Raw genomic sequence first — 20,387 nt, 5'->3', positions numbered from 1 at the left:
AATATTTTTGTCCTACTAAATAACAAAAAACCGGGAGAACCTGTCTCCCGGTTTACGTTTTATCTTAATTAAGCATTTTGTGGAAGCTTAGCAAGTTTTACTGCAGCTTCTTTCACTTTTTCTAATCCAGCTTCAATAATTTCAGCTGCTTTGTCAGGTGTTGCGTTGTGGCCTTCAATTACTACTTCTTCAATGATGTCCATTCCGAAGATACCGCCAACTACATTGCGCAAGTAGTTAGTGGACATTTCCATTGGAGCCATTTCAGGAGTAGAGTAAACTCCGCCGCGAGCACTTAGGAAGATCGCTTTTTTGTCAGTCATTAACTGAACCATGTTGCCTTGCTCATCGTATTTGAATGAGAATCCTGCAGCATAAACATAGTCAATGAATGTTTGAAGCTTCGCAGGGATTGTTAGGTTCCATAATGGATATGCAAACACTACAACATCAGCTGCTGATACAGCGTCCATTGCTTTTTGCTTTGCTGCTAATAGTCTTTGCTCAAGATCTGTTAATTCTTCTCCGCTTTGCAGCTTTCCAAACGCGTTGAAAAGATCTTGTCCGAAATACGGAGTATCTTCTGCGAATACATCATAAGTTGTCACATTTAATTGGTCAGCACCTTGTAATGCTTCCATAAATGTTTCATACATTTTGCTGGAAACTCCTTCAGCTGCCGGACGGTTATTTGCTTTCACTACTAATACGTTCATGTCATAATTCCTCCTGTGTAAAATGATTTTAAGGACCTTTTATATAAAGAAAACAAAACATAATGTTTATGTTTAAGGCAATCCTTTAATCATTATAGTAGAAGAATATATAAAAAGCATGAATTTTGCTCACTAATTCAAGATTCTTGAATTAAAGATATTTTTATATAAGAAAGATACTGATGTTGTGCAATATCAGCATCTTCCATCTTATAGAGATAATCACTATAATTTTAGTTTTTATCACTAATAATTGTTTCCAAACGTTATCTTTCATTCTTTACTATGAAAGAGATTGTGGTACCTTGACCAAGACTGCTTGTCATTTTCAGACCCGTTCCATATAACTTTTTTAAACGCAAGTTCGTATTATAAACTCCAACTCCGCGGTTTTTCAGCCGATCATCCGACAGAATTTCATTCATTTTCTGTTTTGTCATTCCGATGCCATTATCAGAAATGGTGATGTTCACTCCCTCACTCTCCCTAGCTATCGAGATAAGAAGCTTTCCTCTACTTTTCCCCGGCAAGATGCCATGCTGAAGGGCATTTTCAACGATTGGCTGGATCGATAATGGCGGAATCATCACATGGAGATCCTCCTCAACTTCCCAGTTCACCTCTAATTTCTCCTGAAACCTTTCCTGCTGAATGAACAAATAAGCTTTAACTAACTCAAGTTCATACTGGATAGGCACAAGTCTCATTGAGTTCTGGAAATCAAAGCTGGATTGCAGATAAATGATAAATGCTTCAAGCATCCTCCGCATTTTATCTGGGTCTTCTTCCTGCAAATACAGGATCGTATTTAAAGTATTAAATAAAAAATGGGGCCGGATTTGAGCTTGCAGCCAAGCTGCTTCTAACCTTAAATGTTCCTGAACAGACAGCTTCAGATGTACGAGTGCATCTACTCGCGCTTGCAATTCTATCATTTCAACCGGTTTGGCAACATAATCATTTGCTCCAGCCTGAAAACCCGCATACATATCCTCAGGGCGATTACGTGCTGTTAATAATAAAATAGGCAAATCTGAGATTGAATATCTCTCACGTATCCTTCTTGTCAGCTCATATCCAGACATTTTTGGCATCATTACATCGCTGATAATGAGATCCCATTTTTGATTAAGAAGCTTTATAGCGTCTTCTCCGCTGACTGCAGTTGTAAGCTTATACTCATTGCTGCTGAGCAGATCAGCCAGAACTTTTCCATTAACCGGATCATCATCTACAACTAGAATGCTTGCTGATCTTTCTTTTTCTACTCGCGCTCCTGCTGGCAGCTTTGGCGTGCTTACTTTAATTTCACTTTGCTTTAGAGCTGTTGGTCTTTCTACAGAACTCATTTCCTTGCTGGCCACTGGCAATGTAAAAGAAAAGGTTGTCCCTTCACCAAGGGACGAACGAACAGACAATTCACCCTCATGGAGGTGGATCAGCTCTTTGCAAATAGACAAACCAAGCCCAATCCCGCCGCCAATGGAGGTTATGCTTGGATCCCCTTGTTCATAGGGTTTAAAAATTCGCTTCTGCAGTTCCTCATCCATTCCGATGCCTGTATCTGTTATATAAATGGTTGCTTTCGTTTCATCATGCTCGGCGCGAATTTCAACTGAACCTGTCTCTGTAAATTTGAGTGCGTTATGCACCAGATTATAGAGAATTTGAACCAATCTTCTTTCATCAGCTGCTACACTAGGAAAATTACCGTCTATACTCATTTTGATTTCTAGCTCTTTCCCAGTGTTCATATGCTTCAGCATATCAATTACCCCTGTTGCAGCAGAATCCAGTCTTACTCTCTCAATATGTAAAAGTATTCCTTTTTCTTTTAATCTTGTAAAATCAAGCAAATCATCAAGCAGCAATGACATTTTCCTGCCGATATTTAAAATTAGCTGTAAATCGGTATTTTTATCTTTTTTAAGAAGCGACTCGGTAATCCCTAAAATACCATGAAGTGGGTTGCGAAGCTCATGAGATGTATTGGCTAAAAAATCATCTTTTTGTTTATTCGATTTTAACAATTCCGAAGATAATATCTCTGTTTCTCTTACTTTGCGAACATAACTTTTCAGCCAAAAAACAGAAAATAAAATAACAGCTGCCATGATATCAAACGGATAAAAGTGATAATCTACTGTGATCCGATACTTTAAAATTGACCAAAAAACATTATTTAAAACTGCTGCCGCTGCAAAAAATAGAAATACAACATCTTCCCGCCCGCTGATCACTAGTTTTGCAAACTGTATGAGTGATGCCAATCCCGATATAAAGAGGATCACGCTAAGAAAAAAGCTGTAATTTATAATGACATGTACAGGTACAGAGAATATAAAAACTATATAAATAACGCAAATATATGGATAATAATTAAATAATTTAGGAAGTTTATAATCAAATAGGAAATACTTTATAAACAAAAATAGGAATAATGCTGTACATGTATATATAATAAATATACTTTTTATAAGCGCTGCATAAGTCATTGGAAGAACAGATAGAAGCAATCGATTATCTGAAATTAAAACCATTAAAGAAGCACTAATCATGAGCATCACAAAAAATAAAAGGGCTCTGTTTCTGAATCCGATTAAATACAAAAGAAAAACGTACAACCCATGCAGTAAAAGCACAACAACTACAGCTATTTGACTTAAGGAGCTAAGTTGAATACTTCTCTCAACGAATTCACTTTTACCGAAAAGTATACCTCCTGCAGAGTTCTTCTTCATGTCTACCCCAAGATCTTCAACATGTATGACTACTTCGGTGTGATCTCCATTTAGCAGAAATTGAACATCATACGGAGTGGATTCAGGTATAGCGTTCCCTGAACCGCCTGCATATTGACCATTTATATAGATGGCCGTTTTTGCACGTACAGATGGAAAACGAATACTGTAGAGTTCGCTAGCATTTTCCTCTTGGCGGTGATTGATCATTATCCGATATGTTCCATAGCCGCCAGATGAATACCACATGTCTTCTACCATGCCGATTTCTTTGCGCCTCTCAGAAAATGAACCAGTATCTATTATGTATGCATCCGAATAAAATTCCCATTGCCCTCCAAGTGCGATTTCTGACTGAGTTAAATGATCGAGTTGGACGATTCCATTGACACCATGAACCTGAGGAACTGAAGTATTGAACATGATCCATAGTGCTCTAGCTAAAATAAGGAAAATAACAAAAAATCCAACTAAAAGAAACAGGTTTTTTTTCTTCATCTTTTACCCCTAAAATATCTGTACTAATTTTCCATTCTTCCTACATTATACGGAAATATAAGAAAAGCAGATAGATTCTCTTGAAAGATAAAATGAAGAGCCTATTCTAAAAAGTCTTCTCGCTGTGGTGAAAAGACATCCAAAATGACAGAACCTTCTTCCAGCGATCTAACACCATGAGCTGCATTTGATGGCACATAAATACTATCTCCAGCTGTCACTTTCTGAACATTTCCATCTAGTTCAAATTGAAAACTCCCCTTTATAATATAGCTAATTTGCTCATGAAAATGTTGATGGAGCGCCCCTACTGCACCTTCTTTAAAGGTAACTTCAACCATCATTAATCCTCCGCCGCGGGTTAAAATTTTTCGGCTCACTCCTTCTCCCACCTCATAAGACGGTACCCCTTCACCATATATAATCATTCTCTCTTCCCTTCCTTTCCGATAAACATTGTATTCATATATTGAACTAGTTCGACTTTATTTAAAAAATACCTATAAAAATTTTCAATTAATGCTCTTTTTGCGAATAATAATGATAATTATTATCAACACTATAGGTAGAAATGTAAGGCAAAAGATTTTTCTGCAATCATTCTTATCTTAGCAGCAAAAAGAATGAGCATGGATTTTCTGATGTTTAAGGTATAAAAAAAGAGACAACCATGGCCGGTTGCCTCCATCATTCTTATAAATCTGCGGGTTCAAACGTTTTGCAGTCGGTTTCACTGCTAGTCGAAGCATCATCTTTTTTGTTATTGACAATATAAATTTGCGTTGCACCACATTTGTTCTCAGAATTGATATTATAAGCACAGCTGTTGACTTCACACAAAACATCTTTTGCCATGAGATAGACACCTCCCTTTATCTCTATTGTACCCAAATAGCGAGGTTCTACTCATATGTGAAAGTTCTTAATGAATTCAATTACTAATGCTTTAGAGCATATCGCTTATTCTTCACTCTCATACTTCTCTAAAAACTGAATAACCTCTTCTTCACTGCCTGAATGGAAGTAAGGTCTGCTATAATTAATCATTCCGCTGTCTGGGTATAAAAGAAAATATGGATATTCAGTATCTGATGGTAACGGCGCGTTATGCTGCTTTACCCATTTTTCATCTACAGGACCAGATTCCCCTATACTTGCAAAATTCCACAACTCATCAAATGAATCAATAAAGGCGTTTACTTCTTCAACCGAACCACCCATTTCATCTTTATAAACAACATACAGTTTAATGGTTCCTTCTGTTCCTTTTTTTGCAACCGTCTGTTCCGGCAATGATTCTTTTTTTCCGCCAAACAGCTTATCAAATAATCCCATTTTTTTCTACCCCTCCAGTTTTAAAAAATACTTTTTAATAAGTCAAAATACTAGGCTTAGTTGCAATATATTTTCTAAATGTATAAAAATAACCTCATAAAGAATTTTATCCCATGAGGTTACGGAAGATCAAAGGTTAACCGGTCAATCTTGTATATACGTTTTTGGCCATGGTGATATCAGCGGTTCCGTGAATGATAGCGCGCCCATCCTTGAATAATATCACGCGATAAGGCTCATACTGAAATGAAAGTAAATGTGCATTAGCCAGCATATTTGTGGTCTGCTGTTCCCATTGCTTTGACAAATATTTGAGATCCAGTGTTCTCGGTACCGGAGGACGGATATGAACAGCATCCCTCCCGCATAAAATATCAGCTTTCGTTTGTTTCTCCATTGTTAAAAAAGGATGAAGTCTCTCTATTCCACAGCATGGACAATCAAGATTCTTCAGTTTTTCGACATTCATCTCTGCATGCTCCATTTTCCAAATATCAAAAGACCGCAAAGTCGATGTTACATCTTCACCGCTTAGGATTTGCATGGCTTGTGCAACTTGCATAGAAGCAACCCACTGGACAATTGGACTAATTACTCCTTCTGTATCGCACGTTACATTTTGTGATGGAATATAGTCAACCAGACAATGAAAGCATGGTCCCTTTCCAGGCAAGACCGGATAAGTCATTCCATAGCTGCCGACACAAGCGCCAAAGACAAATGGAATGTTATGTTTCATGGCAGCATCATTAATCACTAATCTCGTTTCAAAATTATCTGTTGCATCCATTAAAATGGATGCTCCTTCCGCCAATTCCTCTACATTTTGAAAATAAATATCCATTACATGCTCTTTTATGATTGTTTGACTGTTTATGGATTGAAGCCGCTGTTTTGCAGCTACTGCTTTAGGCAGTTTCTTCTTTGCATCATCCTCTGTGTACAGCTGCTGTCTTTGCAGATTGCTCCATTCTACATAATCGCGATCTGCTATTACCAATTTCCCAACACCAGCACGAACAAGCATTTCCGAGATCGCAGAACCTAAAGCACCCATTCCAAATACGACTATTGTGCTCTCTTCTATTTTCTTCTGTCCTGTTTTGCCGATGAATAATTCCTGTTTCAAATAACGGCTTTTCAAGATGTGATCATTCCTGTCATCGGACTGCTTGCAACTCCATAGTTCTTTTCTTGAATTCTGCCTGCTTCATACCCTAATCTTCCTGCTTCTACCGCCATCTTCATTGCCAATGCCATTTTTACAGGATCCTCCGCCCCTGAAACAGCTGTGTTTAATAAGACAGCATCCGCTCCGAGCTCCATGGCATATGCAGCATCCTTCGGTGAACCAATTCCAGCATCAACAATAACAGGTACATCACTTTGGTCAATGATAAACTGGAGATTTAATGGATTGATAATTCCTCTCCCTGATCCAATTGGAGATGCACCGGGCATAATGCCATGAACACCAAGCTGTTCAAGCCGTTTTGCCAGAACGACATCATCTGATGTATAAGGAAGAACGATGAAGCCTTCCTCCAGTAATAACTCAGAAGCTTTCAGCGTTTCAACAGGGTCTGGCAGCAGCGAACGCTCACAGCCAATCACTTCTACTTTTATCATGTCGCATAATCCTGAAGCTTTTGCCAATTTTGCAATTCTAACCGCCTCTTCCGCTGTTTTTGCACCTGCTGTATTAGGCAATAATGTATATCTCTTTAAATCAAGCTGCTCTAGAAAATTAGGCTGTGTTTCCTCAAAAATATTCATTCTTCTTACTGCAAATGTAAGAATTTCACTTTCAGAGACGTCTACTGCCTTCTTTTGCACCTCAAAAGTTGGATATTTTCCGGTTCCCAGCAGCAATCTGGACTGATACGTACGATCTGCAATTTTTAACATGTATTAACCCCCTCCTACAAAATGAATAAGCTCTACTTTATCACCAGTATTTAATTGATGGCTTTCATATTTGTCTTTCAGTACAATGTCTTGATTGATTTCCACAATAACAATACGATTTTGCAGTTCTAAAAAGGCTAGAAGCTGAGCAGTCGTTTTTACGTGCTCTGGCAATTCATGTACCTTTCCGTTTAGCTCGATCTTCACCTATTCACCCCCTCCCAGTTGAAACCGCCGATGGAAGGCGATCAATTTTAAATGCCTCCACCCATTCTGGATTAACTGGATTGCCGGTTATTAAATCGGCGATCATTCTCCCTGTTCCAGGAGCTAACAATATACCGTTTCTTTGATGACCAGCTGCAAAGTAGAGACCTTTCTGTTCCGGATGTTCTCCGATAAAAGGAAAACCATCAAAAGTTTGCGGTCTTAAGCCCGCCCAGCTTCTCAGCCATCTCATTCCTTGAATGGGAGGCAGCATTTCTTTTGCCTTTTTAATCACCATTTCAATCCCCTCAAGGGTGGGTTCTTCATTCCAGTCATTCCATCTTTTCGTAGCACCCACAATGAGTTCATTATTGTTTCTTGGGACAATATAATGCTGGTCATGGAAGATGGAGTGTGCAAGCGGCAGCTGATCATTTAAAACTGCAATACACTCACCTTTTACTGGAATAATCGCATTCATTAACCCTGTTTGCTGAAAGAAATAATTGCTCCACACACCGCTGGCAATTACCACCTGATCTGCCGTATACGATCCCTGTGTGGTATTAACCTTGTAGTGGCTGTGTTCATTAACCACCGACAAAACCTTCGTAAATTCATAAATCTCTGCCCCAAAAAGGAATGCCCCTTTACTGAAACTATTAGAAGCAATGGCAGGAGTTACATGGACATCCTCCTTTAAAAATGACGCACCAATGATTTGATCCGTTAAAAGCGGTACTTTTCTTTTTGCTTCCTCTCTTGTCAGCCATTCTATGTCTGGCAGCTGCATAAGAGAATTCCTTTCTTCTCTCTCTTCGGATGTGAAGGCAAGCTGAAGCAGTCCGCCTTTTTTCATTTCAAAATCAATTCCCGTTTGTTCTTTTAATTCATGATAAAGTTCCTTATATAAAAGCTGGCTGCTGCGTGCAAAGGAGTATACATGCTGAAATTCCTTATATTCCGAATGAGCACCAAGCATACCGGCTGCGGCACTAGTTGACCGGCTTCCAATTTCTCGCTCTTCGAATAGAGCAACTTTGCGTTTATCCTTCGCCAAATAATAAGCGATTGCACTGCCAATAATTCCGCCTCCTATGACAGCTACTTCAGTGTGATTGGTTTTTAACATGTGCACACCTCTCCTTTAATCTTTTAGCAGCGTCAGCTGGGTTACTGGATGCAAAGATTGCTGACATAACAGCTGCTCCATCAGCTCCGTATGAGGCAACTTGTTCAATACGGTCCTCATCAATACCGCCAATGACAAACAGAGGGATTGAAACGGATCTCTTTATATCTCGGATGGAGCTTAATGAAATCGGCTCCTTTCCCTTTTTACTGTCTGTCGGAAAACAATGGCCATACAGCATATATGCTGCACCTTGTTTCTCCGCTCTTAAAGCTTCTTCAAGATTATGAATAGATATGCCTGCATTTAAATGGGGGTAGCTTTCATTCACCTGCTCAAGCGGCAGTCCATTTCCAGGCAAATGCAGCTGCTGCAGCTGTAAAAGGAGAGCAACATCCATACGATCATTCATTAGCAGTTTTTCCTTCGGCACTCCCTCGTTAATTAAGCGCTTACCTAATTGACACAGTTCCCCCGCACTGCGCTGTTTCTCTCTAATTTGGATAAAATCAACATAAGGATGAATTTGAATAATTGATTTCATTAATTCATTGATCTCTTGACACCCATTCGTCACAGCCATCAGCTTCACATTCTTAGCCCCTTTCTTTTTCAGCCAAACAAAAAACCACTCCCCTAAATATAGGAAAGTGGTTAAAATTTGCGCACGCTTAAATAAGCGCAAATGTATGAATGATAGCGCCACTTTCCTACGCAGGTACGAACCTGTTCAGGTTATGAGGGTTTAAAAGTAACTACTTTATTCTCAGCCCTTATCAAGGGATCCCCTAGTGTGAATCTTATTATAAAACTGTTATACATATTTTAGCATAAATTAAAAAGGTTTCCACCTTTTTTTCAAGATTTATAGGTGCTTCATTCAACCTTCAATTGGCTCGATATGTATTTCCAGCAATGCCTAAGTTGATATTAGAACATATATATACGCAAAAAAAAGAAGCAGTGCATTGGAACACTGCTTTGCTAGATGCTATGATTTCATTTCAACTGGTTTTTTTTTCGTAGTTTTTAAGTTTCTTCTTATCATCTCTTCTGCTAGCATTGCAATAAAATCTTCATCAAGTTCTAGTCTTATTGCATCTTGATAGGCTTCGATTAATTCCTCATTTGACATTTTCAAAACAAACCTTACCCCTTTGACACAGTTTTACCCTTATATTTTACATTTTGTTCTGTAACAGTACAAAGTAAATTTTTATATTTCCTTCAAAGATGAAAGTGCGAGGACAAGGGCTTTCCGATAAAATTCCTCTCGCTCTGCTGATAGTTGGCCTTCAATTTTAGAATAAATTCTCTCAAAATTATCAATTATATGCTCTGTTTTCATTCCTCTGCTCGTTAACACATTGTTAAGCCAGTGTGAATAATCGAGGAAAATCTTTGGTTCATTGACAGAAAAAGCTGTTTCGAGATTTTTAAAGTGATGCCCGTTATCTTCCTTGCACTTTTCTTTGCCCCGTTCTCCAAATCGCTCCATCAGTTCGGGGTAGGCAAGATATGTATCCTTCATGACATCTTCTATGATGTTTGCAATAATTATATCATCATTCATCCTTATCACCTCTATCAATAGCATTTCCGGAGCTGCATTTACGATCCTTACATATCTATAGGCAGAATAATGGTAAATTGCGAGCCGCTTTCTGCTTCACTTTTCACCTCAATTGTGCCTCCATGCATATTGATAATATGCAGTGAAACAGCCAATCCAATTCCAGTTCCCTTCTCTTTCATCGTGAAAAATGGGGTGAAAAGGTTTGCAATGGTTACTTGTGTCATCCCGATTCCATTGTCCTCAAATGAGATACTAATGGCATCATCTGTTAAATCCGTTCTTATGAGAATTTGTCCATTGTTTCTGTTTTTGCTATTTTGGATCGCTTCCATCCCGTTTCTCAGGATGTTTAAGAAGACTTGCTTCATCTGCTTCACATCAACATTAACAGCAGGCAGAATATGTTCTTTTACATACTTTACTTCACAATGGATCTTTTTTGATTCTGCATTTGTCAGCTGGACCACTTCAGTAATCATTTTCTGCAGGTTGGATTGGGTTTTGTTAGGAGTAGCTGGTTTCGTCGTATTCAAATATTGGTAGATAAGATTGTTTGCCTGATTGATTTCGTCTAATGCTATATTTGCATAATGCTCTTTGCCAATCGAGCTTAAATGCGGCTTAAGCAATTGTAAAAAACCCCTGATACTTGTTAAGGGCTTCTTCAATTCATCTGCAATGTGACTGACTAACTTACTAACATTCGATAGATTGTCATGCTGCATAAGAAGCTGCTGCACTCTTTTTAAAGAGTGTTCGAGTTCATCCTGTTTCTCAGCAATTGTAAGGTTTTCGTTATTCAGCTGTTTTTCCAGCTTTGTTACAAATGATTGGACCTGATGAACAAATTCTTGTTTTTCAATACAAAAAACATTTAACTTCTTTTCTGAATCCCATTGAATATATACATCAAAAAGGGTAATAGGCTGGTGCTTCGTCAGCATATTAATTTCAATCTTCGTTTGGCCGACGTTAGATTTCATAAACTTTTCGACCTTTTTTATACTTCCATAGTCAACCAAATCCATAAAATTGGACGCTTGCGGGAAATGCTGAAATACTTCGTCAGATACTCCCAGGATCTTTAATTGCTCATCCATTATAAAATATGGGAAAGGGACAGATTCAATATAGTTCTTAGCTACCGACATAATCTCTGCTGCTAATCCTATTATTCACAAGCCAATCATTAACCTCAACCAAATCCTTCAGCACCACAGTTTTACTTTTAAGATAATCATTTAATGGATACATGGTTGATACTCTCCCTCCAACTATAATCTTCGGCTGATAGTCTAATTGGTCAATTTGCTCCACCAATCGGATCAGATTCGGAAGATTATACACGATAGATATTGAGATACATAGGACATCTGGTCTCCACTTATTTGCAAATACAACTGCATCATGTACAGGAAGATTTGATCCAAAAAAGCGTATATCCCAGCTATGTTCTTTAAAGACATTGTGGACCATTTTTAGACCTAGACTATGTTCTTCCCCTTCTATGCAAAACATCATTACCTTGCCTGGAGACTTCTTTTTTTCGACCGCAGCACTTTCTCCTACTTTAGAAAGCACAAAACTGCATACATTGGATGCAATATGCTCCTCTGCCACAGAAATTTCGTTTTCCTCCCAAAGCTCGCCTATGTATCTCATTACTTTCGTTAATAGCATTTCATAAATATATAGACGATCGTATCCTTCATCAATCAATTTTGATATTTCAACCCATGTGCCGTGTTCGTCTCCTTTTAGCATTAAACCTGCTAAATCCTTTACTATTTTTTCTTGCATTGCAAACACTCTTTTACCGTTTTTATCATCAGTTTAACAGAAGAAAGTACCATCTACTAGTAGAATTTGATAGATTATGGAATTTTCATAAAAATCCTCTATTTGAATTTTAATCTTTCTAACTTCCCAACTGACATCGCTAGAAATAGAGATCTGCCTAACGTAAAAATAATAAACGAAAGCCACAGCTGATGCGGTGTCATGGCTGATTGGACAGCAAAGGTATACACCAGAAACATGATGAGCGCCATAAAAATACTATTGCGCACATATTTTGCTTCAGCCGCTCCTGAAAACACACCTTCCAGCTGAAGATTCCAGAAGCCCACAATTGGGTATACCACCATCCAGATTAAAAGTGAGGCAGCCTGAATTCTTACTTCCTGAATGTTTGTAAAAAAGGATAAAAGCTGTTCGCCAAAAAGTAAAACGGCGAGCGCTAACACGCCTGCAGATATAGCTCCCCATGTAAAGGAAAGCGAAAGTGTTCGTTTGAACAAGGTTTTTTGCTGACTGCCAATGGATTTGCCAATCAGGATACTAGAGGCATTTCCAAATCCTCCAATCAGATAGGCTATTATATAGTGGATCTGCAGTAAAATACTGTTTGCTGCCAGCGCCACTTCATCCATTCTGGCACTCATCGCTGTAAAAACACCTGTCATGGTTAATAGACAAATAGATCTTAAAAATAAATCTCTATTTAATATAAGCATTTTCATAAATGCATCTTTCTTTAAGATCAGCTTCCAGCGAACGGAACTAATGTCGATTTGTTTCATCTTTAGTACAAAATATAGTCCTATGAAAACGGTGCTGACTTCAGCGATTAACGTAGCAATCGCCACTCCCGCTACACCCATTCCAAAACCGAGTACAAATAAGAGATCCAATAAAATATTGCATATGTTCATATATACTTGTGTAGCTAATGATAATTTGACCTTCCCTAATCCCATCAGCCACCCAATTAACACATAATTTAAAAGTGCAAAAGGCGCTCCCCAGATTCTTATGGAGAAATACGCAGAGGTCAATGACTCTATTTCAGATTGGATGCCTAATAACTTTTGAGAAACATACAGAATTGGACCTTGCAGAATAATAAAAATAAGACCAATACCAAGTGCTATGGCCATAGGACGCAAAAATGATAAGGCAGATTCCTCCTTATCATTTGCACCGATTGCCTGTGCTGTTAAGCCTGTTGTACTTACTCTTAAAAAGCCCAGCATCCAGTAAATTGTATTAAAAATAACTGCACCGATAGATACAGCACCTATCCCCACCGGATCAGGCATCCTCCCTACTACAGCAGTATCAACAGCTCCGATCAGCGGTGTTGAAATCCCTGCAATAATCAGCGGAATGGCCAGTTTAATATATTCCTGATGAGTGACAGTCGTCTGTAAACCCTTTGAAACGGCTGATTTCCGCATTTCCATTCTATTTAATCCTCCGATGGACATATGCCCTTAAAATATTTCAATTAATTCCTTTGTATACGAATGACGATCCTCTGAAAATAGTTGAGAAACAGGAAATTGATCGACTATTTTTCCTTTTTTCATCACCATAATCTGCTGGCTTAATTGATTAACAGCTGTTAAGTCATGTGAAATAAATAAGTAAGATAGCTGTAATTGCTGACGAAGCTCTGCCAGTAAAGCTAATACTTCCGCTTGCGTGATCACATCAAGACTAGCAGTTGGCTCATCAAGAATCAACATTTCAGGCTCAATACTGATGGCCCTTGCAATGGTCACACGCTGCCGCTGTCCGCCGCTGATTTCATGCGGATATCTGTCTCCCATCCCTTTAGGCAATCCAACCGCTTCTAAAAGCTGATTGACGTACTGATCCTTTGACGTAAAAGAAAAATGAGTTAATGATAACTCCTTTTGGTATTGAAGATATGGGTCTAGTATGGAATCCTTTATTTTCAAGCGGGGATTTAAGGCTGCTGTAGGATTTTGAAAAATAATCTGTATATCCTTACGAATTGGCCGAAGCTGACTTTGGCTTAAATTTTGAATTTCCTTGTCTTTAAAAGTGATTGAACCAGCATCTACACTCTCCAGCCGAAGCAGGCAGCGTGAAAGTGTACTTTTTCCACAGCCGCTTTCGCCGACAAGGCCAAGACATTCTCCCTTTTTCAGATCAAATGATATATGATCCACGGCGTTTATTCCATTATAGGATTTAACTAGATCTTTAACTGAAAGTAGGTTCATGTTTTTTCTCCTCTTCTAAACCTGAACGCAGCCCGCTGCTTAAGATAGGAGCTGCTTTAATCAATTGACGGGTATATTCGTGTCTCGGATGATCGAGTATACGGTGTTTTCCGCCCGTTTCAATAATCTGGCCATCCTTCATGACAGCCAGACGATCGGCATAGCGCCTAACATGACGCCAATCGTGCGTAATAAAAAGAATGGCACAGCCCGTATCCTTCTGCTTTTGAGCTAATAACTGCAGAATTTTATGACTTGAAACACTATCCAAAGCAGTCGTGATTTCATCTGCAATCACAAGTTCTGGTGAGAGCATAAGCGCTAAGGCGATTGAAACACGCTGAAGCTGCCCTCCGCTAAGCTGAAATGCATACCTTTTATAAAAAGATGCATCCAATCCGACTGATTCTAGCGCTTCAATGGCATTCTCTTTTCGTTTCTCTTTACTTGAGATGCCATGTGCTTTTTGATACTCCTGAAAATGCTGAGCAATCGTTCGAAAAGGAGTAAAAGAGCCATGATAATCCTGAAAAATATATGAAATTCGCTTGCCGCGAATATCTTTCATTTGCTTCCTGTCTAAAGTCAGCATGTTTTGATCCATGAACTGAATAGTTCCATTCGCCTTTAAGTTTGCGGGCAGCATCTGTCCTATAGCCTGTGACAACACGCTTTTTCCGCTCCCGCTTTGACCCACTAAGGCGAACCATTCCCCTTTCCGAACGGACAAAGAGACATTATGAACAAGCTGTTTTTCCTTCGTGCTGACATTTAATTGTTCAATTGATAGAATCATCCTTGCATCTCCTTTTTAACATCAAAGCGATCTCTCCAATAATCTCCAAGCATATTTGTAATTAATACGACAAGTACGATCGCTAAACCTGGATAAATCATTAATTCAGGATGTGATTGGAAATGTGATTTTGAGTCGTTCAGCATTGTGCCCCACTCTGGAACTGGCGGCTGTGCACCAAGACCAATATAGGAGAGGGAAGAAATTAATAAAATGATTTTCCCTAGGTCCAAACTTGCCATGACAAGGACATTCCCTACAATATGAGGAATCATATGCTTTTTGATAATGCTAAATGAAGATAATCCATTTGTGCGAGCTGCTAAAATATAGTCCTTCTTAGACTCAATCATGACAGTACTGCGGACAAGCCGCGCGTAATTCACCCATTTGACCAATACAATGGCAAGCATTAAGTTCCCAATCCCAGGACCAAGCAAACCGCTAAGCACAATCGCTACAATCGTATCTGGAAATGCCAAAAACCCATCCGCAATTCTCATAAAAATACGATCAACGACACCACCCTTATACCCTGATATAAGGCCGATGGGAATTCCAACGAGCAGGGCAGCCAGAAGCGCAAATAAACTATAACCAATCGTCTGCTGTCCGCCTAACAGAAGCCTTGTCAAAACATCTCTGCCAAGATGATCGGTACCCAGCGGATGCTCCCAGCTCGAGTCCTGCAGCCTTTCGCCAAGATTGGTTAATGTTGCATCGTGCTGTAAATATAAGAAGGTATAAAGACAAACAAGCACAATAACGACAAGCAGAAGCTTGAGCAAATTTAGCTGCCATTTTCCTTTTTGTTTTTTTTGCGCAAGAGCATACAACAACTTCATTATTTGTTCTCCATTTCTTTCATTCTGATCTCAGGGTTTAAGTAGCGAAGCGAGAGATCAACACATGTATTTACGACAAATACAATCATAGCCATCACCAATATATATCCCTGAATTAAGGGGTAATCTCTCTGCCGAATCGCTTCGACAACAAGACTTCCTAAACCAGGATAGGAAAAGATGACTTCAATAACAACAACACCGCCGATTAAACTCCCTAAGCTCACACCAAAAACAGTAATGACAGGCGGAATACTATGTCTGAATGCATGCATGAAAAAGATCCGGACTTCCGACAATCCGCGTGCACGTGCTGCTCGAATAAATTCCTGGCTAAACGAATCAAGCAAACTAGAACGAAGGAGACGCACATATACACTCGAAATTGCCAAACCTAATGTGATAGATGGCAGAAATAAAGACATGATTCCGTCTCTTCCCATCGTTGGGAACCAATTTAACTTAACTCCAAAGAGCTGAATGAAAATAAGCCCAAGCCAAAAGCTAGGGATTGCCGCTCCAATAATTGATAGAATTCTGCTGACATGATCGATCCAATGATCACGATATAGAGCCGAAAGGGAGCCCAGAGGAATAGCGACCAGCAGCATGACAACAATCGCACCTAACGATAACTCTATAGTAGCAGGTAAAGCAGCAGCAATCATGTCCATCACTTTTTGTCCTGTTACAAAGGATTCGCCAAAATCTAATTGGATAAAATTCAAAAGCCAGAGCCCGTACTGGACGAGAACTGGCTGATCGAATCCCATTTCAGTTCTAAGAGCTTCTACCTGCTCCTGGCTTACTGAAAGTTCATCTACATTTAGAATAGTTAAGACTGGATCACCAGGGGCTAGCCTAATGAACAGAAAGCTAACAAACGTAATAAATAAAACGAATATTAATACTTCAAGGAATTTCCTGGTGATGATTTTAAACATTATTTCACATCCAACTTATTGTTAATCATATAGTACTCACTTTTGGTTGTTACCCAATTTGCCACTTTGTCCTTATTATAAGCAACAATGGTAGAAGGATGCAGCACAAACGAGTTAATCATTTGTTCATTCACATAGTCAGCAGCTTGCTCGGCTAGTGCAGAACGCTCATCTTGGTCTACCGCTTGATTCAGCTCATCAATAATAGCTGTCAGTTCTGGCTCATCAGCTCCGCTAAAGTTTAATGCTCCTGTTGGATGGTAAGTAGCATTCAAGTAATATCCAGCATCTCCGCGTGGTGCTGTCAAATTACTGTAAGTAGCTAAATCCCAATCACGGTTTGAAGCCATATATTCTTCCGGAATTTCAATTTGTCTAATTTCCACTTCAATGCCAATTTGTTTTGCATCTGATTGGAACACCTGTGCAATCAGCGGCAAATCTGCTCTCGCAGGATATGTGAGAAGAGTTAGCTTAAGTGGCTCTCCATCCTTTTGCATTACACCATCCTGCATTGTATAACCAGCTTCCTTTAGATATTCAACGGCTACATCAGCACCTTGCTGCTTTTCTTCATAATCCGGTGCAAACGGAAGTGAAGGCAAGAACGGCCCAGTAGCAGCCTCAGCATGCCCAAGAAGAATTTCATCAACGATTCCCTGTCTGTCAATTAACGCGTCGACAGCACGGCGGACATTAACATTTTTTAAACCTTCTCTTTGAACATTCATTGTCATTTGGTGAACACGGAATGTTGCTGTTGACTCTACTTCAATTGATTCATTAGATTGCAGGTTTTCTAAAGTTTCTACTTCAGGACGGTAAACAATATCAACCTGACCTGATTCCAGTGCTAACGAGCGTGCATTTGCATCTTCATTAAAAGAGAATGTCACAGTATCTAATTTTGATGCTCCGTCCCAGTAATCATCAAAACGCTCTAGTTCCAGCTTGCTGCCCGGTGAAAATGATGTAAGCTTAAAAGGTCCTGTGCCAATCGGATGGTTAACAATATCTTCTTCCGTCACATCAATAATAGAAACATTTGGGTTCACTAGTTCTGAAATAAACTCTGGAAAAGGCTCCGTTGTAATCTGCAGTGTAAGACCATCTGCTTCGATACTTTTTATTTTTAATGCATTCTGAATCGCTACATTTTCTGCTAATGCTCGATCTAAGGACTTTTTAACCGCTTCTGCATCCATTGTATTTCCGTTCTGGAATTTAATGCCTTCATGAAGCTTGATTGTCCAGTTTTCACCATCTTCACCTTCCCAGCTTTCAGCCAGCCACGGTTCGATGCTTAAGTTCTCTTCATCTAAGCGGATTAGTGTTTCAGTAATCCCTGCTCTGATAGGAACATAACTAGAATCTACATGCGGATCAAGTGAATTGGTTGAGAAGTTATATAAGAAGTGAATATTCTTCTCTCCATCTTCTTCTCCTTCTTCTGAAGAGGTGCCCACGCATGCCGTGAGCATAACTGCACATATAATTAAGATCACTAAACTCATCCATTTTTTCTTTATGTAAAATGTATTCAACACGATAACCTCCAAAACGAAATAATTACGATTCTAATAGTATCGTAATCGTTACGATTTATCAAGGAAAATTTTAATCTCTTTTCTATTCTATTTTTATTCATGTATAATATTTCACATTGCCATAATTAATAACTTCATATTTTTATCACATTTTTGTTTTACGCTTTTTTCAGCACTTACTATGATTGAAGGAGAAAAGTCCAATGAGCGAAATAACGAAGACAAGTTCTTCTAAAAAACAAACAGATGCTTCATTATATAGATCGGTCTGGCGCTGGCATTTTTATGCCGGCATTATTATTGCACCATTTCTTGTTATCCTGGCGGTTACAGGATCTATTTACTTATTTGCTCCTCAAATTGAACAAGCGATGTACAAAGATTACTATGTGGTTGAAGAACAAGGGGACAAGCTTCCTGCGACAGAGCAGCTTGCATCTGTATCAGCAGCATATCCAAATGGGCTGATTACAGCTTACCGTCCTGGAGAAGGCGAAACACGTTCAAGTGAAGCAACCGTGTCAATGAATGATGAAACATACACGGCTTTTATTAATCCTTATACAGGTGAATTGGTTGGATCACTTAATAATGAAGATCGTATAATGGATAAAATTGAAGAGTTCCACGGAGAACTAATGGCCGGCACAATCGGGGATCGTGTTGTGGAGCTAGTGGCATGCTGGGCAGTTGTATTAATCGTTACCGGCTTTTTCTTATGGGCACCACGGAAAAAGACCGGCCTTCTTGGCACGCTGTTCATTCGATTTAATAAAGGGAAAAAAATCTTTAGACGAGATCTTCACGCTGTTCCGGCTGTTTGGATCTCAGCTGGAATGTTATTTCTCATTATGACAGGGTTGCCTTGGTCCGGCTTCTGGGGCACTAACTTTCAAACCATTGTTACAAATACTGGTACAGGATATCCTCCTTCTGTTTGGGTAGGAAGCGGACCTGAATCGATCGTAAAAACAAAAGATATTGCAGATGTTCCATGGGCAGCGGAAAATTTAGAAGTCCCGCAGTCCGATATTCAGGACTATGTTCCCGTCTCAATAGATGAAGTCGTATCCATCGCCAATAGAGAGGGTCTTCATCCAAGCTACACCATTAGTATTCCGAATACAAAAGAAGGTGTGTATACCTTATCAGCTTTCCCTCCAAAAGCAAAAGACGAATTAACAATGCATATTGATCAGTATTCCGGTGCTGTATTAACAGACTATCGTTATGACAACTATGGATTTATGGGAAAAGTCATTGCCATTGGTATTACACTTCATAAAGGAACAGAATTTGGTCTCATCAACCAGTTAATTAGCTTATTTATCTGTCTGGGGATTATATTAATCGTCCTAAGCGGTTTATATTTATGGTTAAAACGCAAGCCTAAAAAAGAAATGGGTGCACCTAAAGCTCCTAAAATCTTCAATAAGAAGCTTTTCCTATTTACACTCATAGGTTTAGGGATTATCTTCCCGCTAGTCGGCCTGTCACTGGTCATTGTATGGCTGCTCGACCTGCTTGTGATCCAAAGGATTCCTGCTATAAAAAGATTTTTGAATGCGTAAAGGGAGATTATATCTATGAAAAGAATATTTGGTGTTTTTATCCTTTCAGCTCTTTTTCTAAGCGCCTGCTCACTTGATGAAAATGTTGCTGAACTATACGAGCAAAAATCTCCTCTTGAAGCAGACATTATGATACCTGAGTATTTTGCAGAAGAGGAATCTGAGCAAATCCAGGTTCAACTCACTCAAGGTGGAGAAACTATAGAAAACCCGGATTTCGTTCACTTAGAAATCTGGAAGCAGGACGGATCTTTGAATTACGGTATGGAAGAAGCTGAAAACTTGGGAGATGGTACATTCGGCCTCAGCAAACCATTTGACCAGGATGGTCTCTACTATGTAAAAGTCCATGCCAGCAGCGCCGGTTCCATGATCGTTCCCACAAAGCAATTCATTGTCGGAGAACTATCACAAAGCGACCTGGATGCCCTTCAAAACTGCATTAAACAAGAAGGCGACACAGGCGGTCACCACCACTAAGTCAGGAAAGTCAGGAGGACGGTTCTCCTGGCTTTTTTGCGCCAAACGCATAATTGC

General features: G+C 39.3%; 22 protein-coding genes and 1 riboswitch. Of the genes, 2 read left to right on the top strand and 20 right to left on the bottom strand.

The window, feature by feature from the left end; all coding sequences use genetic code 11:
* Positions 1–68: 68 nt before the first annotated feature.
* The 20 genes from J1899_RS01440 to nikA all read right to left on the bottom strand — a co-directional run bounded on the left by J1899_RS01440 (position 69) and on the right by nikA (position 18,213).
* Positions 69–716, bottom strand: coding sequence for an FMN-dependent NADH-azoreductase (locus J1899_RS01440; protein ID WP_214477025.1), 648 nt, complete (start codon positions 714–716; stop codon positions 69–71).
* A gap of 266 nt (positions 717–982) precedes the next feature.
* The gene (locus tag J1899_RS01435; RefSeq protein WP_214477024.1) at positions 983–3,955 is read right to left on the bottom strand and encodes a hybrid sensor histidine kinase/response regulator; all 2,973 of its coding nucleotides are present in this window, start codon (positions 3,953–3,955) and stop codon (positions 983–985) included.
* A 101-nt stretch (positions 3,956–4,056) separates the two neighbouring features.
* The gene (locus J1899_RS01430; RefSeq protein WP_066450928.1) at positions 4,057–4,383 is read right to left on the bottom strand and encodes a cupin domain-containing protein; all 327 of its coding nucleotides are present in this window, start codon (positions 4,381–4,383) and stop codon (positions 4,057–4,059) included.
* 265 nt (positions 4,384–4,648) lie between these two features.
* Positions 4,649–4,810: a DUF1540 domain-containing protein gene (locus J1899_RS01425; RefSeq protein WP_066450929.1), complete on the bottom strand. Its 162-nt coding sequence runs from the start codon at positions 4,808–4,810 to the stop codon at positions 4,649–4,651.
* A gap of 105 nt (positions 4,811–4,915) precedes the next feature.
* A complete protein-coding gene (locus J1899_RS01420; RefSeq protein WP_214477022.1) occupies positions 4,916–5,290 on the bottom strand; it encodes a hypothetical protein in 375 nt (124 codons plus the stop codon).
* A 136-nt stretch (positions 5,291–5,426) separates the two neighbouring features.
* Entirely contained in the window at positions 5,427–6,434 is a 1,008-nt protein-coding gene (locus tag J1899_RS01415; protein ID WP_214477020.1) for a ThiF family adenylyltransferase, read from the bottom strand.
* Positions 6,431–7,198, bottom strand: a complete 768-nt coding sequence (locus tag J1899_RS01410; protein WP_214477018.1) for a thiazole synthase — start codon at positions 7,196–7,198, stop codon at positions 6,431–6,433. The genes J1899_RS01415 and J1899_RS01410 overlap by 4 nt, the downstream gene beginning before the upstream one ends.
* A 3-nt stretch (positions 7,199–7,201) precedes the next feature.
* Positions 7,202–7,405, bottom strand: a complete 204-nt coding sequence (thiS, locus tag J1899_RS01405; RefSeq protein ID WP_066450939.1) for a sulfur carrier protein ThiS — start codon at positions 7,403–7,405, stop codon at positions 7,202–7,204.
* Between the two features lie 4 nt (positions 7,406–7,409).
* A complete protein-coding gene (gene thiO, locus J1899_RS01400; RefSeq protein ID WP_214477016.1) occupies positions 7,410–8,537 on the bottom strand; it encodes a glycine oxidase ThiO in 1,128 nt (375 codons plus the stop codon).
* The gene (locus J1899_RS01395; RefSeq protein ID WP_082851849.1) at positions 8,515–9,120 is read right to left on the bottom strand and encodes a thiamine phosphate synthase; all 606 of its coding nucleotides are present in this window, start codon (positions 9,118–9,120) and stop codon (positions 8,515–8,517) included. The genes thiO and J1899_RS01395 overlap by 23 nt, the downstream gene beginning before the upstream one ends.
* Before the next feature lie 107 nt (positions 9,121–9,227).
* Positions 9,228–9,337: riboswitch (TPP riboswitch) on the bottom strand.
* 191 nt (positions 9,338–9,528) lie between these two features.
* Positions 9,529–9,672 carry a sporulation histidine kinase inhibitor Sda gene (gene sda / locus J1899_RS01390; protein ID WP_246586650.1) on the bottom strand — a complete coding sequence of 48 codons (144 nt, stop codon included), beginning with the start codon at positions 9,670–9,672 and terminating at the stop codon, positions 9,529–9,531.
* An 81-nt stretch (positions 9,673–9,753) separates the two neighbouring features.
* A complete protein-coding gene (locus J1899_RS01385; protein ID WP_066450951.1) occupies positions 9,754–10,110 on the bottom strand; it encodes a hypothetical protein in 357 nt (118 codons plus the stop codon).
* A 47-nt stretch (positions 10,111–10,157) separates the two neighbouring features.
* Positions 10,158–11,264 (bottom strand): ATP-binding protein, encoded by a 1,107-nt coding sequence (locus J1899_RS01380; protein ID WP_214477014.1) that lies wholly within the window; start codon positions 11,262–11,264, stop codon positions 10,158–10,160.
* The gene (locus J1899_RS01375) at positions 11,251–11,913 is read right to left on the bottom strand and encodes a cobalamin B12-binding domain-containing protein (protein ID WP_214477012.1); all 663 of its coding nucleotides are present in this window, start codon (positions 11,911–11,913) and stop codon (positions 11,251–11,253) included. Before J1899_RS01375 ends, J1899_RS01380 begins: the two co-directional genes overlap by 14 nt.
* 98 nt (positions 11,914–12,011) lie before the next feature.
* Complete coding sequence (locus J1899_RS01370; RefSeq protein ID WP_214477010.1) at positions 12,012–13,358, bottom strand: MATE family efflux transporter; 1,347 nt, start codon at positions 13,356–13,358, stop codon at positions 12,012–12,014.
* A 30-nt stretch (positions 13,359–13,388) separates the two neighbouring features.
* Positions 13,389–14,147, bottom strand: a complete 759-nt coding sequence (locus J1899_RS01365) for an ABC transporter ATP-binding protein (RefSeq protein WP_151575600.1) — start codon at positions 14,145–14,147, stop codon at positions 13,389–13,391.
* The gene (locus J1899_RS01360) at positions 14,128–14,943 is read right to left on the bottom strand and encodes an ABC transporter ATP-binding protein (protein WP_214477008.1); all 816 of its coding nucleotides are present in this window, start codon (positions 14,941–14,943) and stop codon (positions 14,128–14,130) included. Before J1899_RS01360 ends, J1899_RS01365 begins: the two co-directional genes overlap by 20 nt.
* Positions 14,940–15,788, bottom strand: a complete 849-nt coding sequence (gene nikC, locus J1899_RS01355) for a nickel transporter permease (protein WP_066450975.1) — start codon at positions 15,786–15,788, stop codon at positions 14,940–14,942. Before nikC ends, J1899_RS01360 begins: the two co-directional genes overlap by 4 nt.
* Complete coding sequence (gene nikB / locus J1899_RS01350; RefSeq protein ID WP_066450977.1) at positions 15,788–16,732, bottom strand: nickel ABC transporter permease; 945 nt, start codon at positions 16,730–16,732, stop codon at positions 15,788–15,790. Before nikB ends, nikC begins: the two co-directional genes overlap by 1 nt.
* On the bottom strand, positions 16,732–18,213 hold the full coding sequence (gene nikA, locus J1899_RS01345; protein WP_425515001.1) for a nickel ABC transporter substrate-binding protein: 1,482 nt from the start codon (positions 18,211–18,213) through the stop codon (positions 16,732–16,734). The genes nikB and nikA overlap by 1 nt, the downstream gene beginning before the upstream one ends.
* Positions 18,214–18,482: 269 nt before the next feature.
* Here nikA and J1899_RS01340 point away from each other — a divergent pair, with 269 nt between their 5' ends.
* Together J1899_RS01340 and J1899_RS01335 are read left to right on the top strand one after the other, a co-directional pair.
* Complete coding sequence (locus J1899_RS01340) at positions 18,483–19,850, top strand: PepSY-associated TM helix domain-containing protein (protein WP_214477006.1); 1,368 nt, start codon at positions 18,483–18,485, stop codon at positions 19,848–19,850.
* Positions 19,851–19,865: 15 nt separating this feature from the next.
* Positions 19,866–20,330 carry a FixH family protein gene (locus J1899_RS01335; RefSeq protein WP_214477004.1) on the top strand — a complete coding sequence of 155 codons (465 nt, stop codon included), beginning with the start codon at positions 19,866–19,868 and terminating at the stop codon, positions 20,328–20,330.
* The last annotated feature ends 57 nt before the right edge of the window (positions 20,331–20,387 follow it).

It is taken from the genome of Cytobacillus gottheilii, assembly GCF_018582665.1.
In the GTDB taxonomy this organism is placed as follows: Bacteria; Bacillota; Bacilli; order Bacillales; family Cytobacillaceae; genus Cytobacillus; species Cytobacillus gottheilii.
Note: the sequence above shows the minus strand (reverse complement) of the source record. Positions and strands in the feature narration are given on the sequence as shown.